The following is a 13240-nucleotide window of genomic DNA, read 5'->3' as shown; positions in this document are numbered from 1 at the left end:
CGATGCTACTGTCCCCGGCGTGCCCAGGGCCCCGTCCAACGTGAACAGGGCCCTGTCACGGGTCAGGGGGTGAGGCGGTGACGGTCGCGGGGGAAGGCGCGCGCGTAGCGGACGTTGCTGATGCCCAGCAGTTTCGCGGTGAGGCGTTCGGCACCGATCGCGAACCCGCCATGAGGCGGCATTCCGTACTTGAAGACCTCGGTGTAGCCCTCAAGGGTCTCGGGTTTGAGCTTGTAGGCGGCAATGGAGTCCATCAGCATGGCGTGGTCGTGAATGCGCTGCCCGCCGGACGTGATCTCGATGCCGCGGAACAGCAGGTCGAAGCCGCGCGTGATCTCGGTGCTGGGCGTCCCGTCCTCGTTCACGTCCGGATGCGCGTAGAAGGGCCGCGCGGCGCGGGGGTACTTCGTGACGAACACGAAGTCGCTGCCCTGCGTTTCGGCGTAGTGCTGGCACAGCAGGCGTTCCGCTTCGGGGTCCAGGTCCTTGCCACCCACCGCGTGCCCGTACTTCTCGGTCACGAGGGCGCGGGCGTCCATGAGGGTGATGCGGGGAATGTGGGCAGGCACGTCGGGGATGGTGGCGCCCAGCAGGTCGAATTCCGCCTGGGCCCGCGCGCGCAGCCGGGTCATGATGGCCGAGAGCACGCGGTTCTCGAGGTCCATGACGTCCTCCTCATCCTCGATGAAGCCCATCTCGATGTCCAGTGACAGGTACTCGTTCAGGTGACGGCTGGTGGCGTGCTCCTCGGCGCGGTACACGGGCGCCACCTCAAAGACGCGTTCAAACACGCCCACCATGATCTGCTTGTACAGCTGCGGGCTCTGCGCGAGGTAGGCGGGGTGACCGAAGTAGTCGATGGGAAACAGGTTCGCGCCGCCCTCCGCGCCGGCAGACACGATTTTCGGGGTGCTGATTTCCGTGAAGCCCTCGGTGATCAGGTGGTCACGGAACGCGGCCACCAGTTCCGCCTGAACCTTCAGCGCGGCGCGTTCCTTCAGGCCGCGCACCGTGACCACGCGGTAGTCCAGCATGGTTTCCGGGTTCACGTTCCATTCCATCTTGGGAATCTCGACAGGGGCGGGCTCCACCGCCGCCGAGATCACGCGGAACGACTCGACCTGCACCTCAAACCCGCCGGGCGCCTTGGGATGCGCCTTGACCTTCCCGGTGACCTCGACGCTGCTTTCCGCCAGGGGCAGATTCAGGCCGCTGCCGACGCACTGCGTGACGCCGCTCACGTCGCGCAGCACGATGAACTGCACGCCGCCCAGGTCACGCCGGGCATGCACGAACCCCTGCAGGCGAACGGTCTGACCGTCGAACTGCTTCAGGTCACGGGTGAGGGTGCGGGGCAGGGCGGGCTGGGCGCTGGGGGGCGTCGGGGACTGCGCTTGGGTGGTCATGATGCGTGCTCCTTCATTGAAAAGCCCCCGACTCCGGTGTGGGGTCGGGGGCGCGGTATGCGGCGTGACGTCCCCTAGCAGGGATCATCATTCACGTTGTTGTTCGCCGCGATCATGCAGGGAGTGTAGCGGCGCCCGAGGCGGGTGGTCAACGCCAGAAGCTAGGCAGGATGAACGGCGCCGCGGGATTACCGGGCGCCGATGCTGCGGATTACGTACCGGGTGGTGCGGTCCGCCAGTTCAACGTCCACGCTGTCCCCGGCCTGCCGGCCCTTGATGGCCTGCCCGACCGGGCTGTCGTCACTCACCTGGGTGGGACCGTCGGCCGTGGCGTCGATCTCCACAGCACTGACGAGCTGCACGCGCAGCTCGCGGCCATGCTCCTCGTCGGCAAGCATGACCACCGAGCCGAGCTGCACGCGTTCCTCCCCTTCGGGGGCTTCCACGATCACGGCGCGGGCCAGCACGTCCTCAAGTTCCAGTACGCGCGCTTCCATGGTCTGCAGGTCAATCTGCGCCAGTTCGAGGTTGCGGTCCTCAAGATTGCTCTCCTCATCTCTGAGGGCCGCGATCTGCTCAATGGCGGCCTCGCGCCGGTCACGTTCGCGGGCCAGGCTTTCTTCCAGACGCTGGTAGCCGTCGGCCGTCATGGGAATCTGTTCTGCCATACCGTCCTCCTGTTGCGGGGCACCCGTGTGGGGTGGGTCCCGCGGACCGCTCTCACTGAAGCGCGGCGGCGGCGGCCTCCGGCAAGAAATCGGCCAAGGTCAGTTCACGTACCCCCGCCCTGGTGATGCGGCGCCGCCCGCTTCTCAGGCCCCTCGTGGGTCTGAACGGCAGGGGACGCAGGAACCGGCAGGTGAGCGTTAAGGTCTGAACCAAGGCGCGTTACCGTCCTCCTCATCGGGAACGGCCGGGCCGGGACTCTAATCGTGGAAGTGCGCGGGCCTGCGCCCAGCGGCCCCCGACGGGAGGAACCCATGACTGACCCCATTAACCGCGATCCCACAGCCGATCTCGACCCTGAACTGAATGACCGCCTGGAGGACGACGCCACAGCCGGTGGCGACGACACCGAACGCCCCGAGAGTGATGACACGGACGCCCGGCTGCGACCGACCGGCGGCCTGAGCGCCGGCGCCACCAGCGACTACTCTCTGCCGGGGGATGATGACCCGGCCAGCCAGGACACGCAGTCGAACGCGGAGGAGATCCGCGGTGTGGCGCAGGCCGAAGAGGACTTTCCGGTGTCTGGCGACGTGACGGGCGGCCGGGCGGGCAGTCCCGGCAGTGCCGCGCTGGCCGGCGCGGGGCTCGCCTACGATGACGGCGTGGACCCGTCCCTGCGCACCGAGATGCTCGACAACGCCATGGCGTACGGAACGGACTTCGTGCCGAACAACGTGAATGACGAACCCGCCTTTGATGACGGCGTCCCCGGAAGCTTTTCCGATTTCAGTACGGAAGGGGCACAGGGCGGTGTGGGTGCGCCGCGCCTCGCCGACCCCAGCCTGGACGCCGGGGGGGAGGTCAAAGGGCCGCGCGTGGGAGGCTCGGGTGGCATTGACGGGGGTCCGCCCCGCACGACGCCCCTGCCCGGGTCCGGCGAGGACGCCTGAGGAACCTTCGGGCGCGCCGGCCGGGATCGTAACCCGTCCGGCGCGCCCGACTGTATTTCGCGCCTGTCAGGGTCGCCTCCACGCGCCGGGAAGGCGTCAACCCGGTGTTGTGGTCTGGCGGTGGGCCTGACCCATTCAGGCTGGGCGGCGGAGCATTCAGTCGGTATGCTCTGCGCATGTCAACAAACGTTTGTTCGCCCGGGCGGTTGTGGTGACCGCCACCCGGCTGAGCCGCCCACGCAGCCTGCTGTTCGCTCCCGGAAACCGCGCTGACCTGGTGGCCAAATTGCCCCGCAGCGCTCCAGACGCCGTGGTAATCGACCTGGAAGACGCCATTCTCGGCACGCCCGACGCCAAGGAGGCCGCGCGGCCGGTGGCGCGAGACGCGGCGCGGGAGCTGATTGCCGCCGCGCCGCACCTCCCGGTGTTTGTGCGTGTCAACGCCGTGCACTCGCCGTACTTCGCGGAGGACCTCACGGTACTGACACCGGAACTGGCCGGCGTGATCATCCCGAAGGTGGAGTCCGTGGCCGACGTGCGTGAGGTCGTGAACGCCCTGGCGACGCACGGCCTGAGTCTGCCACTGCTGGCGGGACTGGAGACCGGCGCTGGCGTCTGGAACGCCCATGACATCCTGCGCGAAGGCGCCGTGCGCTGGACGTACTTCGGTGCGGAAGACTACACCACCGACCTCGGTGGCCGCCGCACCCCCGGTGGCCTGGAAGTGCTGTACGCCCGGTCACAGGTGGCCCTCGCCGCCCGCCTGACCGGCGTGGCCGCCCTGGACATCGTGGTACCGCGCCTGAACGACGAACCCGCCTTCCGTGAGGACGCCGCGCTGGGCCGCGCGCTCGGGTACGCCGGGAAGCTCTGCATTCACCCGGCGCAGGTGGCCCTGGCGCACGACCTGTTCGGCGCCACCGAAGCCGAGAAGACGCGCGCCCGCGCCCTGCTGGCCGCCGCACACGACGCCAGCCTCAGCGGTCACGGCGCGTTCGCTTTTGAAGGTCAGATGGTGGATGAACCGATGCTGGCCGCCGCACGCGCCATCCTGGCCGGCAGCGACACCTGAGCCCACCCCACCGAGGTTACCGATGAACGAGGATCTGAACCGCCCGCAGGGCCGCTACCTGGAAGAACTCCAGCCCGGCGCCGTCATCCGCCACCGGGTGACGCGCACACTGACCGAGGCGGACAACGTGTTCTTCACGACGCTCACCATGAATCCCCAGCCGCTGCATCTGGATCATGAGTACGCGGCGCACACGGAGTTCGGCCGGCCCCTGGTGAACAGCCTGCTGACCCTGAGCCTCCTGGTGGGCCTCAGTGTGCACGAGCTGACGCTGGGCACCCTGGTCGCCAATCTGGGCCTGACCGACGTGGTGTTTCCCCACCCGGTGTTTCACGGCGACACCATCCGCGCCGAGTCCGAGGTGCTGGAAGTCCGCGACAGCCGCAGCCGTCCGGACGCCGGGATCGTGACCGTGGAGCACCGCGCGCTGAACCAGCGCAACGAGGTGGTCGCGCGCTGCAAACGCACGGCCCTGATGCAGAAGCGCCCCGCCTGAGCCGCGGCTCCTGGGCGAAGTGACAGCGTCCGGCACGCCAGCGCCGCCTGTCACTGCACCGGGTCGGAGATCACCGCGCTCAGGCTGCACCAGCCGCCGTCAGACGGGGCGCGAACAGGTTCAGGCCCTGGCTGCCTCTTCAAAGTCCAGCGCCGACTTAGCGTGGCAGGCTCAGCGGGCAGACCTGCCGGAGGGTGGTGAAGTGGCCCGGCGCGTTCAAGCGGTCGGCCTGCACGGCCAGGCGCTTCTCGTCGTGAACAGCGTGGGCCTTCCCGGTGAAGGGCCATGCTGACCTGGGCAGGGCGAACGCACGGGCGTTCTGGTGGAAAGCCGCGGAGCGCAGGCCACCCAGGGTGCCAGGAGGACAGCTTCCGCCAGGTGTGAGGCCGGCCTGGGAAACGCGGGGGTATCTGGCTCAGGAGGTGGAGCTGAACAGTCATTCCAGGCCAGGCGTGAACCGGCCAGCCCACGCGAAGCCCACGGGTGCGGAACAGGCGCGCGGCCTGTCAGGTGGACTGGGCGGCCAGCGCGCGGAGCTGGGCGCCGGCGTCCTGGCTGACCACGCCGCCGTGATACGTGACGATGGTCTGGACGTCCAGTTCGGCCAGGGTGCGCACCGACGCCAGGGCGGTGGGCATGTCCGGCGTGGCGCGCTCCATGGGGCCGTGCAGCGTGCCGTCACGGGAGGTCAGGGCGTCACCGCTGATAAGAACGTGCCCGGCCGGGACGTACAGGCTGAGGTGGCCGGGCGTGTGGCCGGGCGTGGCGACGACGCGCACACCCCCGGGAAGCAGGTCGCCGTCCCGCAGGGGACGCTGCACCGGGACACGGACGGGTTCGCGCGTGAGCATGGCGCGCATGGTCGGGCTCAGGTCCGGGTCGGCCAGCATGCTCTGGGCCTGCTCAGGCGGGGGGAGTTTCTGCGCGCGGCGCTCGCCGGTGATGAAGGGCACCTCGGTGTCCAGGGCGTACACTTCGGCGTTTGTGGCGCGCACGACGTCTTCCAGGCTGCCGATGTGGTCGAGGTCATGGTGGGTGACGACCACGCGCCGGACCTGCCCGAGTGCGTACCCGGCCTCTCCAAGTTCCGCGATGAGGCCGTCCAGCTGTCCGGGCGTGCCGGTGTCCACCAGGGTCAGGGTGTGGTCCGGGCCGACAAGAGCAACCGGGTGAATCAGACCCGGGCCACCCATGAGGGACACGGTGAGGTTCAGGACGATCACGTCACCTAGGCGCTGCATACCGTGCAGGGTACCCCGGGGGCGTGCGTGCTGGCGCGTGTTCTGCGGCGGTAACCTACTCCAGGCCTTCAGCTTCCTCAAGGGTGATGCTCATGAGGCCGTCCACGTCCAGCAGCGTGACCTGCTGGCCGTTGTACGTCAGGAGTTGCGCTTCGGAGAGTTTGCGCATCACGCGGGAGACCGTCTCGCGGCTGGAGGAGATACGCTGCATGATGTCCTGCGTGCCCAGGGGCAGCACTTCAGGCGTGGGCACGCCCGCCCGGACACGCTGGCGGTACAGGTTCGTGAACACGTGACTCAGGGCCGCTTCGGTGTTCAGGCCGAACGCGATCAGTTCGTCGTTCAGGAACGTGACCCGCCGCACGAGCATGGCGCTGAGGTTCCACAGGACGTCCGGATGGCGACGCAGGATCTGCTTGAAGTGCGTGCGGTACAGCATCAGGGTGGTTACGTCGGTCAGGGCGCGCACCGTGGCGCTGCGTTCCCCGCCGCCGAGCACGGCCGTCTCCCCCACCACGGCCGGAGCGTACAGGTCACCCATCACGCGTTCACGGCTGCCCAGGCTGACGCGGGACACCCGGACCACGCCGCGCGTGATGAGGTGCAGCGCTTCGCCCTCGGCGTCCTGCTCCAGGATGGCCTGACCAGCCCGGTACTGGCGTTCCGTGGTGACCTGCACGGCCTCCTGCAGCGCTTCCTGCGGAACGTTCTGAAAGAGGGGGGAAAGTTTGAGGTCGTCCAGCCGGGCCATGAGGCTTCCATCCTAGCGGCCAGGACCCGCGCTGAACAGTCACGACCGGCGGAACAACGCGGCCCTGACGGCCGCGCGGCATCCGTACTACTATGCCCCGCGTGACCTCCCTTCCCGCGCTGGATGCCCGGGCCCTGACGCAGGCGTTCGGGCCGCTGACCGTGCTGCACGGCGTCTCCCTGAATGTCATGCCGGGCGAGGTGGTGGCCGTGACCGGCCCGTCCGGCAGCGGAAAAAGTACCCTGCTGCACCTGCTGGGTGGCCTGGACACCCCACAGTCCGGTGAGGTGTGGTGGGCGGGCGAGCGGGTGGACACGCTGGGCACGCAGGTGCGGGCGGAGCGCCGCGCCGCGCAGGTGGGCCTGGTGTTTCAGCATCACTACCTGCTGGAAGACCTGAACGTGCTGGACAACGTGCTCGTGCCCTGCCGGCTGTCCGGCCGGGGCGACGCGGCGCACGCCAGGACGCTGCTCGCCCAGGTGGGCCTGGCCGGACGCGAGGAGACGTTCCCGGGCGTCCTGAGCGGCGGGGAGCGGCAGCGGGTGGCGGTGGCCCGCGCCCTGGCGGCGCGGCCGGCCGTGGTGCTGGCCGACGAACCCACCGGAAGTCTGGACCGCGCCAACGCGCAGGCTGTCGCGGAACTCCTCGTGAACCTCGCGCGGCAGGAGGGAGCGGGCGTGCTGCTCGTTACGCACGATGATCGCCTGACCCGCTACGCCGACCGCAGCCTGCACCTCCTGGACGGCCGCTTCACCGACGAGGCCCCGGACTTCCGCTAGGCCGCTCAGCTGGTGCGCGTGCCCCGCTGGTACTGGGGGGCCACCTCATGTGGGGCGCCCAGGTCCCGCGCGGCGGCCTGCACCCAGTGCGGGTCGCCCAGCAGCGGGCGGGCCAGCGCGATCAGGTCGGCGTCGCCGTTCAGCAGGATGCCTTCGGCGCGCTGCGGAGTGTCGATCATGCCGACCGTCATGACGTGCAGGTCCGGCACGGCCGCCTTCACCTGCGCCGCAAAGGGCGTCTGGTAGCCCGGCGCCGGCGTGATCTGCTGGGCGGGTGTCAGGCCGCCACTGCTGAGATCAATGACGTCCACGCCCTCCTTCGAGAGGAGGCTGCACAGCACGGCCGTCTGCGACTCGTCCCACCCGCCCGGCGCCCAGTCGGTGGCGCTGAGGCGCACAAACAGCGGCTTGTGGTACGGCCAGGCGTCACGCACGGCGCGCGTGACTTCCAGCAGGAAGCGCGTGCGGTTCTCGAAGGACCCGCCGTACTCGTCGGTGCGGCTGTTGGCGAGTGGCGAGAGGAACTGATGCAGCAGGTACCCGTGCGCCGCGTGGATCTCCACGGCGTCGAAGCCGGCAATTTCTGCCCGGCGGGTGGCCTTCAGGAAATCCTGCGTGACGCGCGCGATGTCCTCGGGCGTCATGGCCTGCGGCTGCGGGAACACCTCGTTGTAGGGGTGGTCGTCCGGTCCGATCACCTGCCACCCGCCCCGCTCGGGCGGCACGGCTCCGCGGCCCCGCCAGGGCGCGAACGTGCTGGCCTTCCGGCCGGCGTGCGCCAGTTGCACGCCGATCCGGCCGCCCTGGGCGTGCACGAAGTCCGTCACGCGGCCCAGCGGCGCGATCTGCCGGTCCTCCCACAGCCCCAGGTCCTCCGGGCTGATCCGCCCTTCAGGACTCACGGCCGTGGCCTCGGTGAAGATCAGCCCCGTGCCGGCCAGTGCGTACTGCCCGAGGTGAACGAGGTGAAAGTCGTTCGCCTGACCGCCTTGCGCGGAGTACATGCACATGGGGGACACCACCACCCGGTTGGGAAGGGTCAGGGTCCGCAGTTTCAGCGGCTGGAACAGCAGGGGCGCTTGGGTCATGCGGTGACTGTAGTGCCGAGCGGGTCTGTCCGGCCACCCTGTGCCTGTTCACGTGACACTCAGCGCCGCCGGAGACCCCCGTGAAGGTTCAGGCCAGCTGAACACCAGGCTCGGCAGGCCCCCGGAAGTTCAGAGGCGCCGCGCCTGCCAGCGGGCGTGACTGTCGTGCGCGACCTGCGCGGCCTGCGCCCAGAAACCGCTCTCCAGAGCGTGAAGCTCAGGGGCAGCGGCGCCGCCGCGGTCCGGCTGCCGGTACGACGTGGCTTCCAGCCTCACCAGGAGCGTCCGGTTCGGGTGGCCCTCCAGGGCGAGCCGCGCGGCCTGCAGAACCTCAGCCTCGCCGGCGCGGCTCGCGGCGGCCACCAGCGCCCCGTACGCCCCGGTGAGGTTCTGCAGGGCCCGCACATCCGGCACGTACACCCAGGGGCCGTATTCGCCCAGCAGGGCCAGGAAGCCGCTCCACTCGCCACGCAGGACCTCCGTGACCACCTGCCGGCCTGGCGTGGCGGGCGGCAGCCAGGAGCGCACGCCCAGCAGGTCCGGGGCCAGCCAGCGTTCCCCGGCGAATTCCGCGCCGGCCCGCGCCGCGTCGGCAGGCCCGGTGATATCCCGGAGTTCCGCCATGTGCGCCAGCCTGGCCCGGGCGCCTGGGGAGAGCGGCAGTGCCCGGGGCCGCGCCAGGCCCAGCGCCGCCCAGGCGGCCGTCCGGTCTTGAGGGCTGTCCATTCAGCTGCTCGCGCTGGTGTAACTGGCCACGGCCCGGCGCCAGAACAGCCGGGTCGCCACGAACAGCGCGGCCGCCACGAGCGGCGACGTGAGCGCCACCGGGACCGAGAGCGTCCCGGTGAGGGCCTGTGCGGGCACGGTCGTGATGAACGCCACCGGAATCACGAAGGTCAGCATGGCCCGCACGGGCACGGGGAACGCCGTGACTGGAAAACGCGCCGCGCCGAACACCCCGTTGAACAGTTCCGTGACGTTCTGAGTCTTGACGAACCAGAACGCTGTTGTGGACAGGCCCAGCCAGATGCAGTACACGATCACGACCGCCGAGGCGTACAGCATAAGCGCCGCCAGCACCCCCGGCAGCGTGACCGTCAGGGCGGAGGCCGCGTACGCGATCAGGCCCAGCCCGATCAGGAGGTCCGGCGCGCGCAGCAGGTTCAAGTTGCGGGTGCTGACGTTGAACTGCGCGTCAATGGGTTTGAGGAGCGTGAAGTCCATGCTGCCTGTCCGCACCGCCTCTGCGATCCGGCTCATGTTCGGCTGGATGAACACACTGATCACCCCTTCGGTCAGCATGAAAAACCCGGTGACGAGCAGCGCCGCCCGGAAGGACCAGCCGCCCACCTGCGTCACGCCGGGCTGCCCGAACAGGATGCTGATGCCCAGCAGCGCCACCCCGACCTCCCCGAGGCTGGCAAGCACCGCACCCACGAAATTCGCGCGGTACTCCAGCTGCGCGGCCAGCGTGGCGCCCAGAAAGATGCGTGCCAGCCGGAAGTACCGCCTCACGCTCCCACCGCCCCGTATTTCCGGAGTCCGGCGCGCCACACCAGCCCCCGCAACAGCCAGAAGGCGGCCAGCCACACCAGCATCACCAGCGCCCCGCGGCCCGCCTGGGCCAGCGTGGCCTTTCCGGCCAGCAGCTGCGCCGGCAGGCCCAGCATGTACGGAAAGGGGGTCCAGACACTCAGGCGCTGCACCCACTCCGGGTAGAAGCTCAGCGGCGCGAACATGCCGCCCAATGCCGCGTACACCAGCCACACCACTTCCTGAAACGACGCGCTGCTTTCCGTCCAGAACGCCAGCAGACCGAGGGTGTACTCGTACAGGAACCGCACGCCGAAGCCCAGTGCCGCCAGGCCCAGCGCCGCCGGGTACGCCCACCACTCCCGCGTGAAGGACGCGCCGGACATCACGGTGAACAGCGTGAGCAGCGCCAGCAGCGGCACAATCCGCACCAGCCGCTCCGCGACGTGCGACGCGAAATGCAGCCACAGGGGGTCCACCGGACGCAGCAGCTGCGGCGACAGGGTGCCCTGCCGGATCTCGAAGTCCAGTTCGTGCGCCACCCACACCACGAGCAGCTGCGACACCAGCCACGTGGACAGGAAATAAGTGGCGAACTCTGCAGGCGCGTACCCGCGGATCTGCCCGCCCGGCGCCGCGGCCGCCTGCGCCATCCACACCAGCATCATCACGAGGGAAAGCGTGCCGGAGAGCATCCAGATCACCACCTCAGCGCGGTACTCGGCCATTTCCGCGAAGCGCGTGACGAACAGGACCCGCGCCTTGTTCAGCGCGCTCACACCGGCTCCTCGGTCCGGGTGACCCGCCCACCAAACAGGGACGCCATGACGCTCTCGATGCTGGGATCCTCCACCGTCAGGTCCGCCACGTCCAGTTCCGACAGGAGCCGCGCAGCCCGCGCACTGACCTGCGCGCGCGGCACGATCAGCTCCGCGCTCAGCCCGTCCACCCGCACGTCCTCACCGTACTGCGCCAGTTGCTCGGCGGTCACGGCGCGCCGCAGCTGCAGCTTCACCGTCTTGCCCCCGCCCCCCTGCTCGGCCAGCCTCGCCAGGTCCCCATCGAACACCAGTTGCCCGCGGTCAATCACCAGGATCCGGCGGGCCAGGGCCGTCACGTCCGCCATGTAATGACTCGTGAGGATCACAGTCGCCCCGTACCGCTCGTTGTAATCACGCACGAAGGTCCGCACGGCCTCCTGCATGTTCACGTCCAGCCCGATGGTGGGTTCATCCAGGAACAGCACCTTCGGGCGGTGCAGCAGCGCCGCGGCGAGTTCGCACTTCATGCGCTCGCCCAGGGACAGCTTGCGCACCTGTTTCTTCAGGATGCCCTCCAGGCCCAGCACCGCCGTGAACTCCGCCATGGTCGCGCGGAACTGCCCGTCGGGAATTTCGTAGATGGCCTGGTTGACCAGGAACGAATCGAGCGCCGGGAGATCCCAGATCAGCTGCTGCTTCTGCCCCATCACCAGCGTGATCTGCCGCAGAAATGCGTTCTGCCGCCGGCGAGGCTCGAACCCCCCCACGCGCGCCACACCGCCCGACGGGTGCAGCAGCCCCGACAGCATCTTCAGGGTGGTTGTCTTTCCGGCGCCGTTCGGCCCGAGAAACCCCACCACCTCGCCCGGCGCAAGGTCAAACGAGACGCCCCGCACGGCGTCCACCGTACGGGAGCGGCGGCTCACGAACGACCGCAGGCTCCCCATGAACCCCGGTTCCTTCTCGTGCACCACGTACTGCTTGTTCAGGTCGCGGACATGCACCGCCGCGTCCGGCAAGGGGTTCGGCATGCTGCCCAGGGTAAGCCTGAGCGCCGGGTGCCGCCACCCGCTACGCCATCACGCGTAATCAGCCCGCATGTACGCATCACCGCACAGCTGCCCGGGGTGGGTGCGGCCCCCGCAGCTGCGCTTCTCAGCGGGGCGTGAGTTCCGTCACGCCGTCCGGGGACGCCACGAACGCCCGTTCCGCCATACCCAGGAACAGCCCGGTCTCCACCACACCCAGCGTGCCCTTAAGCTGACGTTCCAGGGCGGCGACGTCGACTCCCGCAGGGATCTGCGCGTCAAAGATGAGGTTGCCGTTGTCCGTGAGGTAGGGCTGCGCGCCGGCCTGACGCAATCGCCCGGCCGGAAGAATCGCCCGCAGGCGTTCGATGGTGCTCAGGAATCCGAAACGCGCAATTTCGACCGGCAGCGCGGACTTCTCACCAATGCGCGTCACGACCTTCGTGTGGTCGGCAATCACGATGAACCGCCGCGCCTGAATCTCCGTGAGTTTCTCCCGCAGCAGCGCCCCCCCCAGCCCCTTGATCAGGTCAAGGTTCGGCGCGATCTCATCCGCGCCGTCAATGGCGATATCCAGCGGGCGCGGGTCCAGGTTCTCCACCGGAATGCCCACCTGACGCGCCAGGACGTCGCTCGCTTCGCTGGTCGCCACGCCGACCACGCCGCTGAGTTCGCCGGACTGTAGCCTGCGGCCAATCTCCTCGATGGCGTACTTCGCGGTGCTACCTGTCCCCAGCCCCACACGGTCCCCGCTGCGGACCAGCGCCACTGCCCGGACGGCCGCTTCCTTCTTCAATCCTTCCAGGTTGCTCACCCCTCACCCCGCCCGACGCGGTCCTTCTCAATGGCCGCCGCCACGTGATCGGCGTGCCCGTCCACCTTAACTGCCAGCCAGGCCTTCACCAGCTGGCCGTCCGGACCGATCAGGAAGGTCTGTCGCTTGATGCCTTCGGTCACCTTGCCGTACATGTTCTTCGTGCCGTACGACCCGACTGACCGCAGGAACGCCGCGCCCGGGTCGCTCAGCAGCGGGAACGGCAGACTGTACTTTTCCGCGAAGCTCGCGTGACTCTCCGCGTCGTCGGCACTGACCCCCAGGATGACCGCGCCGTGCGTCCGGAGCAGGGCGTTGTCGCGGAAGTCACAGGCTTCTTTCGTGCAGCCCGGCGTGTCATCTTTCGGGTACACGTACAGCACCACGTACCGGCCCGCGTAGGTGCCCAGGGTGTGGGTCTGCCCGTGGGCATCGCTCAGCGAGAAGTTCGGGAAGGGCTGACCCACCATGGGTTCACTGGCCGCTGCGTCTGTCATGCCTGTCAGGGTACTGTGCGCGTCACGTTCAGCGTTCAGGTTGCCCGAACCTGCATTCACCGAACTGAACCCACAGTCATCTAGAGTACACCTGTCGGAAACTTCACAGCGAGCGCCCAGATTGGGGGCAGGTTCTGTAAGAACGACCTCTCTAC

At 68.9% G+C, this 13240-nt stretch carries 15 protein-coding genes; 4 read left to right on the top strand and 11 right to left on the bottom strand.

Annotation, left to right across the window (positions count from 1 at the left end; genetic code table 11):
- Nucleotides 1-62: 62 nt before the first annotated feature.
- Together aspS and LAJ19_RS05005 are read right to left on the bottom strand one after the other, a co-directional pair.
- Nucleotides 63-1406 carry an aspartate--tRNA(Asn) ligase gene (gene aspS, locus LAJ19_RS05010; RefSeq protein ID WP_225477208.1) on the bottom strand — a complete coding sequence of 448 codons (1344 nt, stop codon included), beginning with the start codon at nt 1404-1406 and terminating at the stop codon, nt 63-65.
- Nucleotides 1407-1594: 188 nt separating this feature from the next.
- A complete protein-coding gene (locus LAJ19_RS05005) occupies nt 1595-2074 on the bottom strand; it encodes a GreA/GreB family elongation factor (protein WP_225477207.1) in 480 nt (159 codons plus the stop codon).
- A gap of 312 nt (nt 2075-2386) precedes the next feature.
- Here LAJ19_RS05005 and LAJ19_RS05000 point away from each other — a divergent pair, with 312 nt between their 5' ends.
- From LAJ19_RS05000 to LAJ19_RS04990, 3 genes are all read left to right on the top strand, one after another.
- Nucleotides 2387-3025 carry a hypothetical protein gene (locus LAJ19_RS05000; protein ID WP_225477206.1) on the top strand — a complete coding sequence of 213 codons (639 nt, stop codon included), beginning with the start codon at nt 2387-2389 and terminating at the stop codon, nt 3023-3025.
- 211 nt (nt 3026-3236) lie between these two features.
- A complete protein-coding gene (locus LAJ19_RS04995) occupies nt 3237-4097 on the top strand; it encodes an HpcH/HpaI aldolase/citrate lyase family protein (RefSeq protein WP_225477205.1) in 861 nt (286 codons plus the stop codon).
- A 22-nt stretch (nt 4098-4119) separates the two neighbouring features.
- Nucleotides 4120-4593, top strand: a complete 474-nt coding sequence (locus LAJ19_RS04990; RefSeq protein WP_225477204.1) for a MaoC family dehydratase — start codon at nt 4120-4122, stop codon at nt 4591-4593.
- A gap of 506 nt (nt 4594-5099) precedes the next feature.
- Here LAJ19_RS04990 and LAJ19_RS04985 read toward each other — a convergent pair.
- On the bottom strand, nt 5100-5834 hold the full coding sequence (locus tag LAJ19_RS04985) for an MBL fold metallo-hydrolase (RefSeq protein ID WP_225477203.1): 735 nt from the start codon (nt 5832-5834) through the stop codon (nt 5100-5102).
- Nucleotides 5835-5889: 55 nt separating this feature from the next.
- Nucleotides 5890-6585 carry a Crp/Fnr family transcriptional regulator gene (locus LAJ19_RS04980; protein ID WP_225477202.1) on the bottom strand — a complete coding sequence of 232 codons (696 nt, stop codon included), beginning with the start codon at nt 6583-6585 and terminating at the stop codon, nt 5890-5892.
- 92 nt (nt 6586-6677) lie between these two features.
- Here LAJ19_RS04980 and LAJ19_RS04975 point away from each other — a divergent pair, with 92 nt between their 5' ends.
- The gene (locus LAJ19_RS04975; RefSeq protein ID WP_225477201.1) at nt 6678-7364 is read left to right on the top strand and encodes an ABC transporter ATP-binding protein; all 687 of its coding nucleotides are present in this window, start codon (nt 6678-6680) and stop codon (nt 7362-7364) included.
- A gap of 5 nt (nt 7365-7369) precedes the next feature.
- Here the strand turns inward: LAJ19_RS04975 and LAJ19_RS04970 are convergent, their stop codons facing one another.
- The 7 genes from LAJ19_RS04970 to prxQ form a co-directional block, all read right to left on the bottom strand.
- The gene (locus tag LAJ19_RS04970; protein WP_225477200.1) at nt 7370-8452 is read right to left on the bottom strand and encodes an NADH:flavin oxidoreductase/NADH oxidase; all 1083 of its coding nucleotides are present in this window, start codon (nt 8450-8452) and stop codon (nt 7370-7372) included.
- Nucleotides 8453-8581: 129 nt separating this feature from the next.
- Nucleotides 8582-9178, bottom strand: a complete 597-nt coding sequence (locus LAJ19_RS04965) for a hypothetical protein (protein ID WP_225477199.1) — start codon at nt 9176-9178, stop codon at nt 8582-8584.
- Nucleotides 9179-9967, bottom strand: a complete 789-nt coding sequence (locus tag LAJ19_RS04960; RefSeq protein ID WP_225477198.1) for an ABC transporter permease — start codon at nt 9965-9967, stop codon at nt 9179-9181.
- Entirely contained in the window at nt 9964-10713 is a 750-nt protein-coding gene (locus tag LAJ19_RS04955) for an ABC transporter permease (RefSeq protein WP_225477971.1), read from the bottom strand. The genes LAJ19_RS04960 and LAJ19_RS04955 overlap by 4 nt, the downstream gene beginning before the upstream one ends.
- Nucleotides 10714-10760: 47 nt before the next feature.
- On the bottom strand, nt 10761-11777 hold the full coding sequence (locus tag LAJ19_RS04950) for an ABC transporter ATP-binding protein (RefSeq protein WP_225477197.1): 1017 nt from the start codon (nt 11775-11777) through the stop codon (nt 10761-10763).
- A 124-nt stretch (nt 11778-11901) separates the two neighbouring features.
- A complete protein-coding gene (rpiA, locus tag LAJ19_RS04945; protein WP_225477196.1) occupies nt 11902-12588 on the bottom strand; it encodes a ribose 5-phosphate isomerase A in 687 nt (228 codons plus the stop codon).
- A complete protein-coding gene (gene prxQ / locus LAJ19_RS04940; RefSeq protein ID WP_225477195.1) occupies nt 12585-13085 on the bottom strand; it encodes a thioredoxin-dependent peroxiredoxin PrxQ in 501 nt (166 codons plus the stop codon). The genes rpiA and prxQ overlap by 4 nt, the downstream gene beginning before the upstream one ends.
- Between the last annotated feature and the right edge of the window lie 155 nt (nt 13086-13240).

This window comes from Deinococcus taeanensis (assembly GCF_020229735.1).
Classification (GTDB): Bacteria; Deinococcota; Deinococci; order Deinococcales; family Deinococcaceae; genus Deinococcus; species Deinococcus taeanensis.
Note: the sequence above shows the minus strand (reverse complement) of the source record. Positions and strands in the feature narration are given on the sequence as shown.

What these genes read in the sequence shown, in the direction of transcription:
- LAJ19_RS05005 (WP_225477207.1), bottom strand. Translation starts at nt 2,074, where the DNA reads ATGGCAGAACAGATTCCCATGACGGCCGACGGCTACCAGCGTCTGGAA.
- aspS (WP_225477208.1), bottom strand. Translation starts at nt 1,406, where the DNA reads ATGACCACCCAAGCGCAGTCCCCGACGCCCCCCAGCGCCCAGCCCGCC.
- LAJ19_RS04990 (WP_225477204.1), top strand. Translation starts at nt 4,120, where the DNA reads ATGAACGAGGATCTGAACCGCCCGCAGGGCCGCTACCTGGAAGAACTC.
- LAJ19_RS04970 (WP_225477200.1), bottom strand. Translation starts at nt 8,452, where the DNA reads ATGACCCAAGCGCCCCTGCTGTTCCAGCCGCTGAAACTGCGGACCCTG.
- prxQ (WP_225477195.1), bottom strand. Translation starts at nt 13,085, where the DNA reads ATGACAGACGCAGCGGCCAGTGAACCCATGGTGGGTCAGCCCTTCCCG.
- LAJ19_RS04955 (WP_225477971.1), bottom strand. Translation starts at nt 10,713, where the DNA reads ATGGCCGAGTACCGCGCTGAGGTGGTGATCTGGATGCTCTCCGGCACG.
- LAJ19_RS04965 (WP_225477199.1), bottom strand. Translation starts at nt 9,178, where the DNA reads ATGGACAGCCCTCAAGACCGGACGGCCGCCTGGGCGGCGCTGGGCCTG.
- LAJ19_RS04980 (WP_225477202.1), bottom strand. Translation starts at nt 6,585, where the DNA reads ATGGCCCGGCTGGACGACCTCAAACTTTCCCCCCTCTTTCAGAACGTT.
- LAJ19_RS04975 (WP_225477201.1), top strand. Translation starts at nt 6,678, where the DNA reads ATGCCCCGCGTGACCTCCCTTCCCGCGCTGGATGCCCGGGCCCTGACG.
- LAJ19_RS04985 (WP_225477203.1), bottom strand. Translation starts at nt 5,834, where the DNA reads ATGCAGCGCCTAGGTGACGTGATCGTCCTGAACCTCACCGTGTCCCTC.
- LAJ19_RS05000 (WP_225477206.1), top strand. Translation starts at nt 2,387, where the DNA reads ATGACTGACCCCATTAACCGCGATCCCACAGCCGATCTCGACCCTGAA.
- LAJ19_RS04950 (WP_225477197.1), bottom strand. Translation starts at nt 11,777, where the DNA reads ATGCCGAACCCCTTGCCGGACGCGGCGGTGCATGTCCGCGACCTGAAC.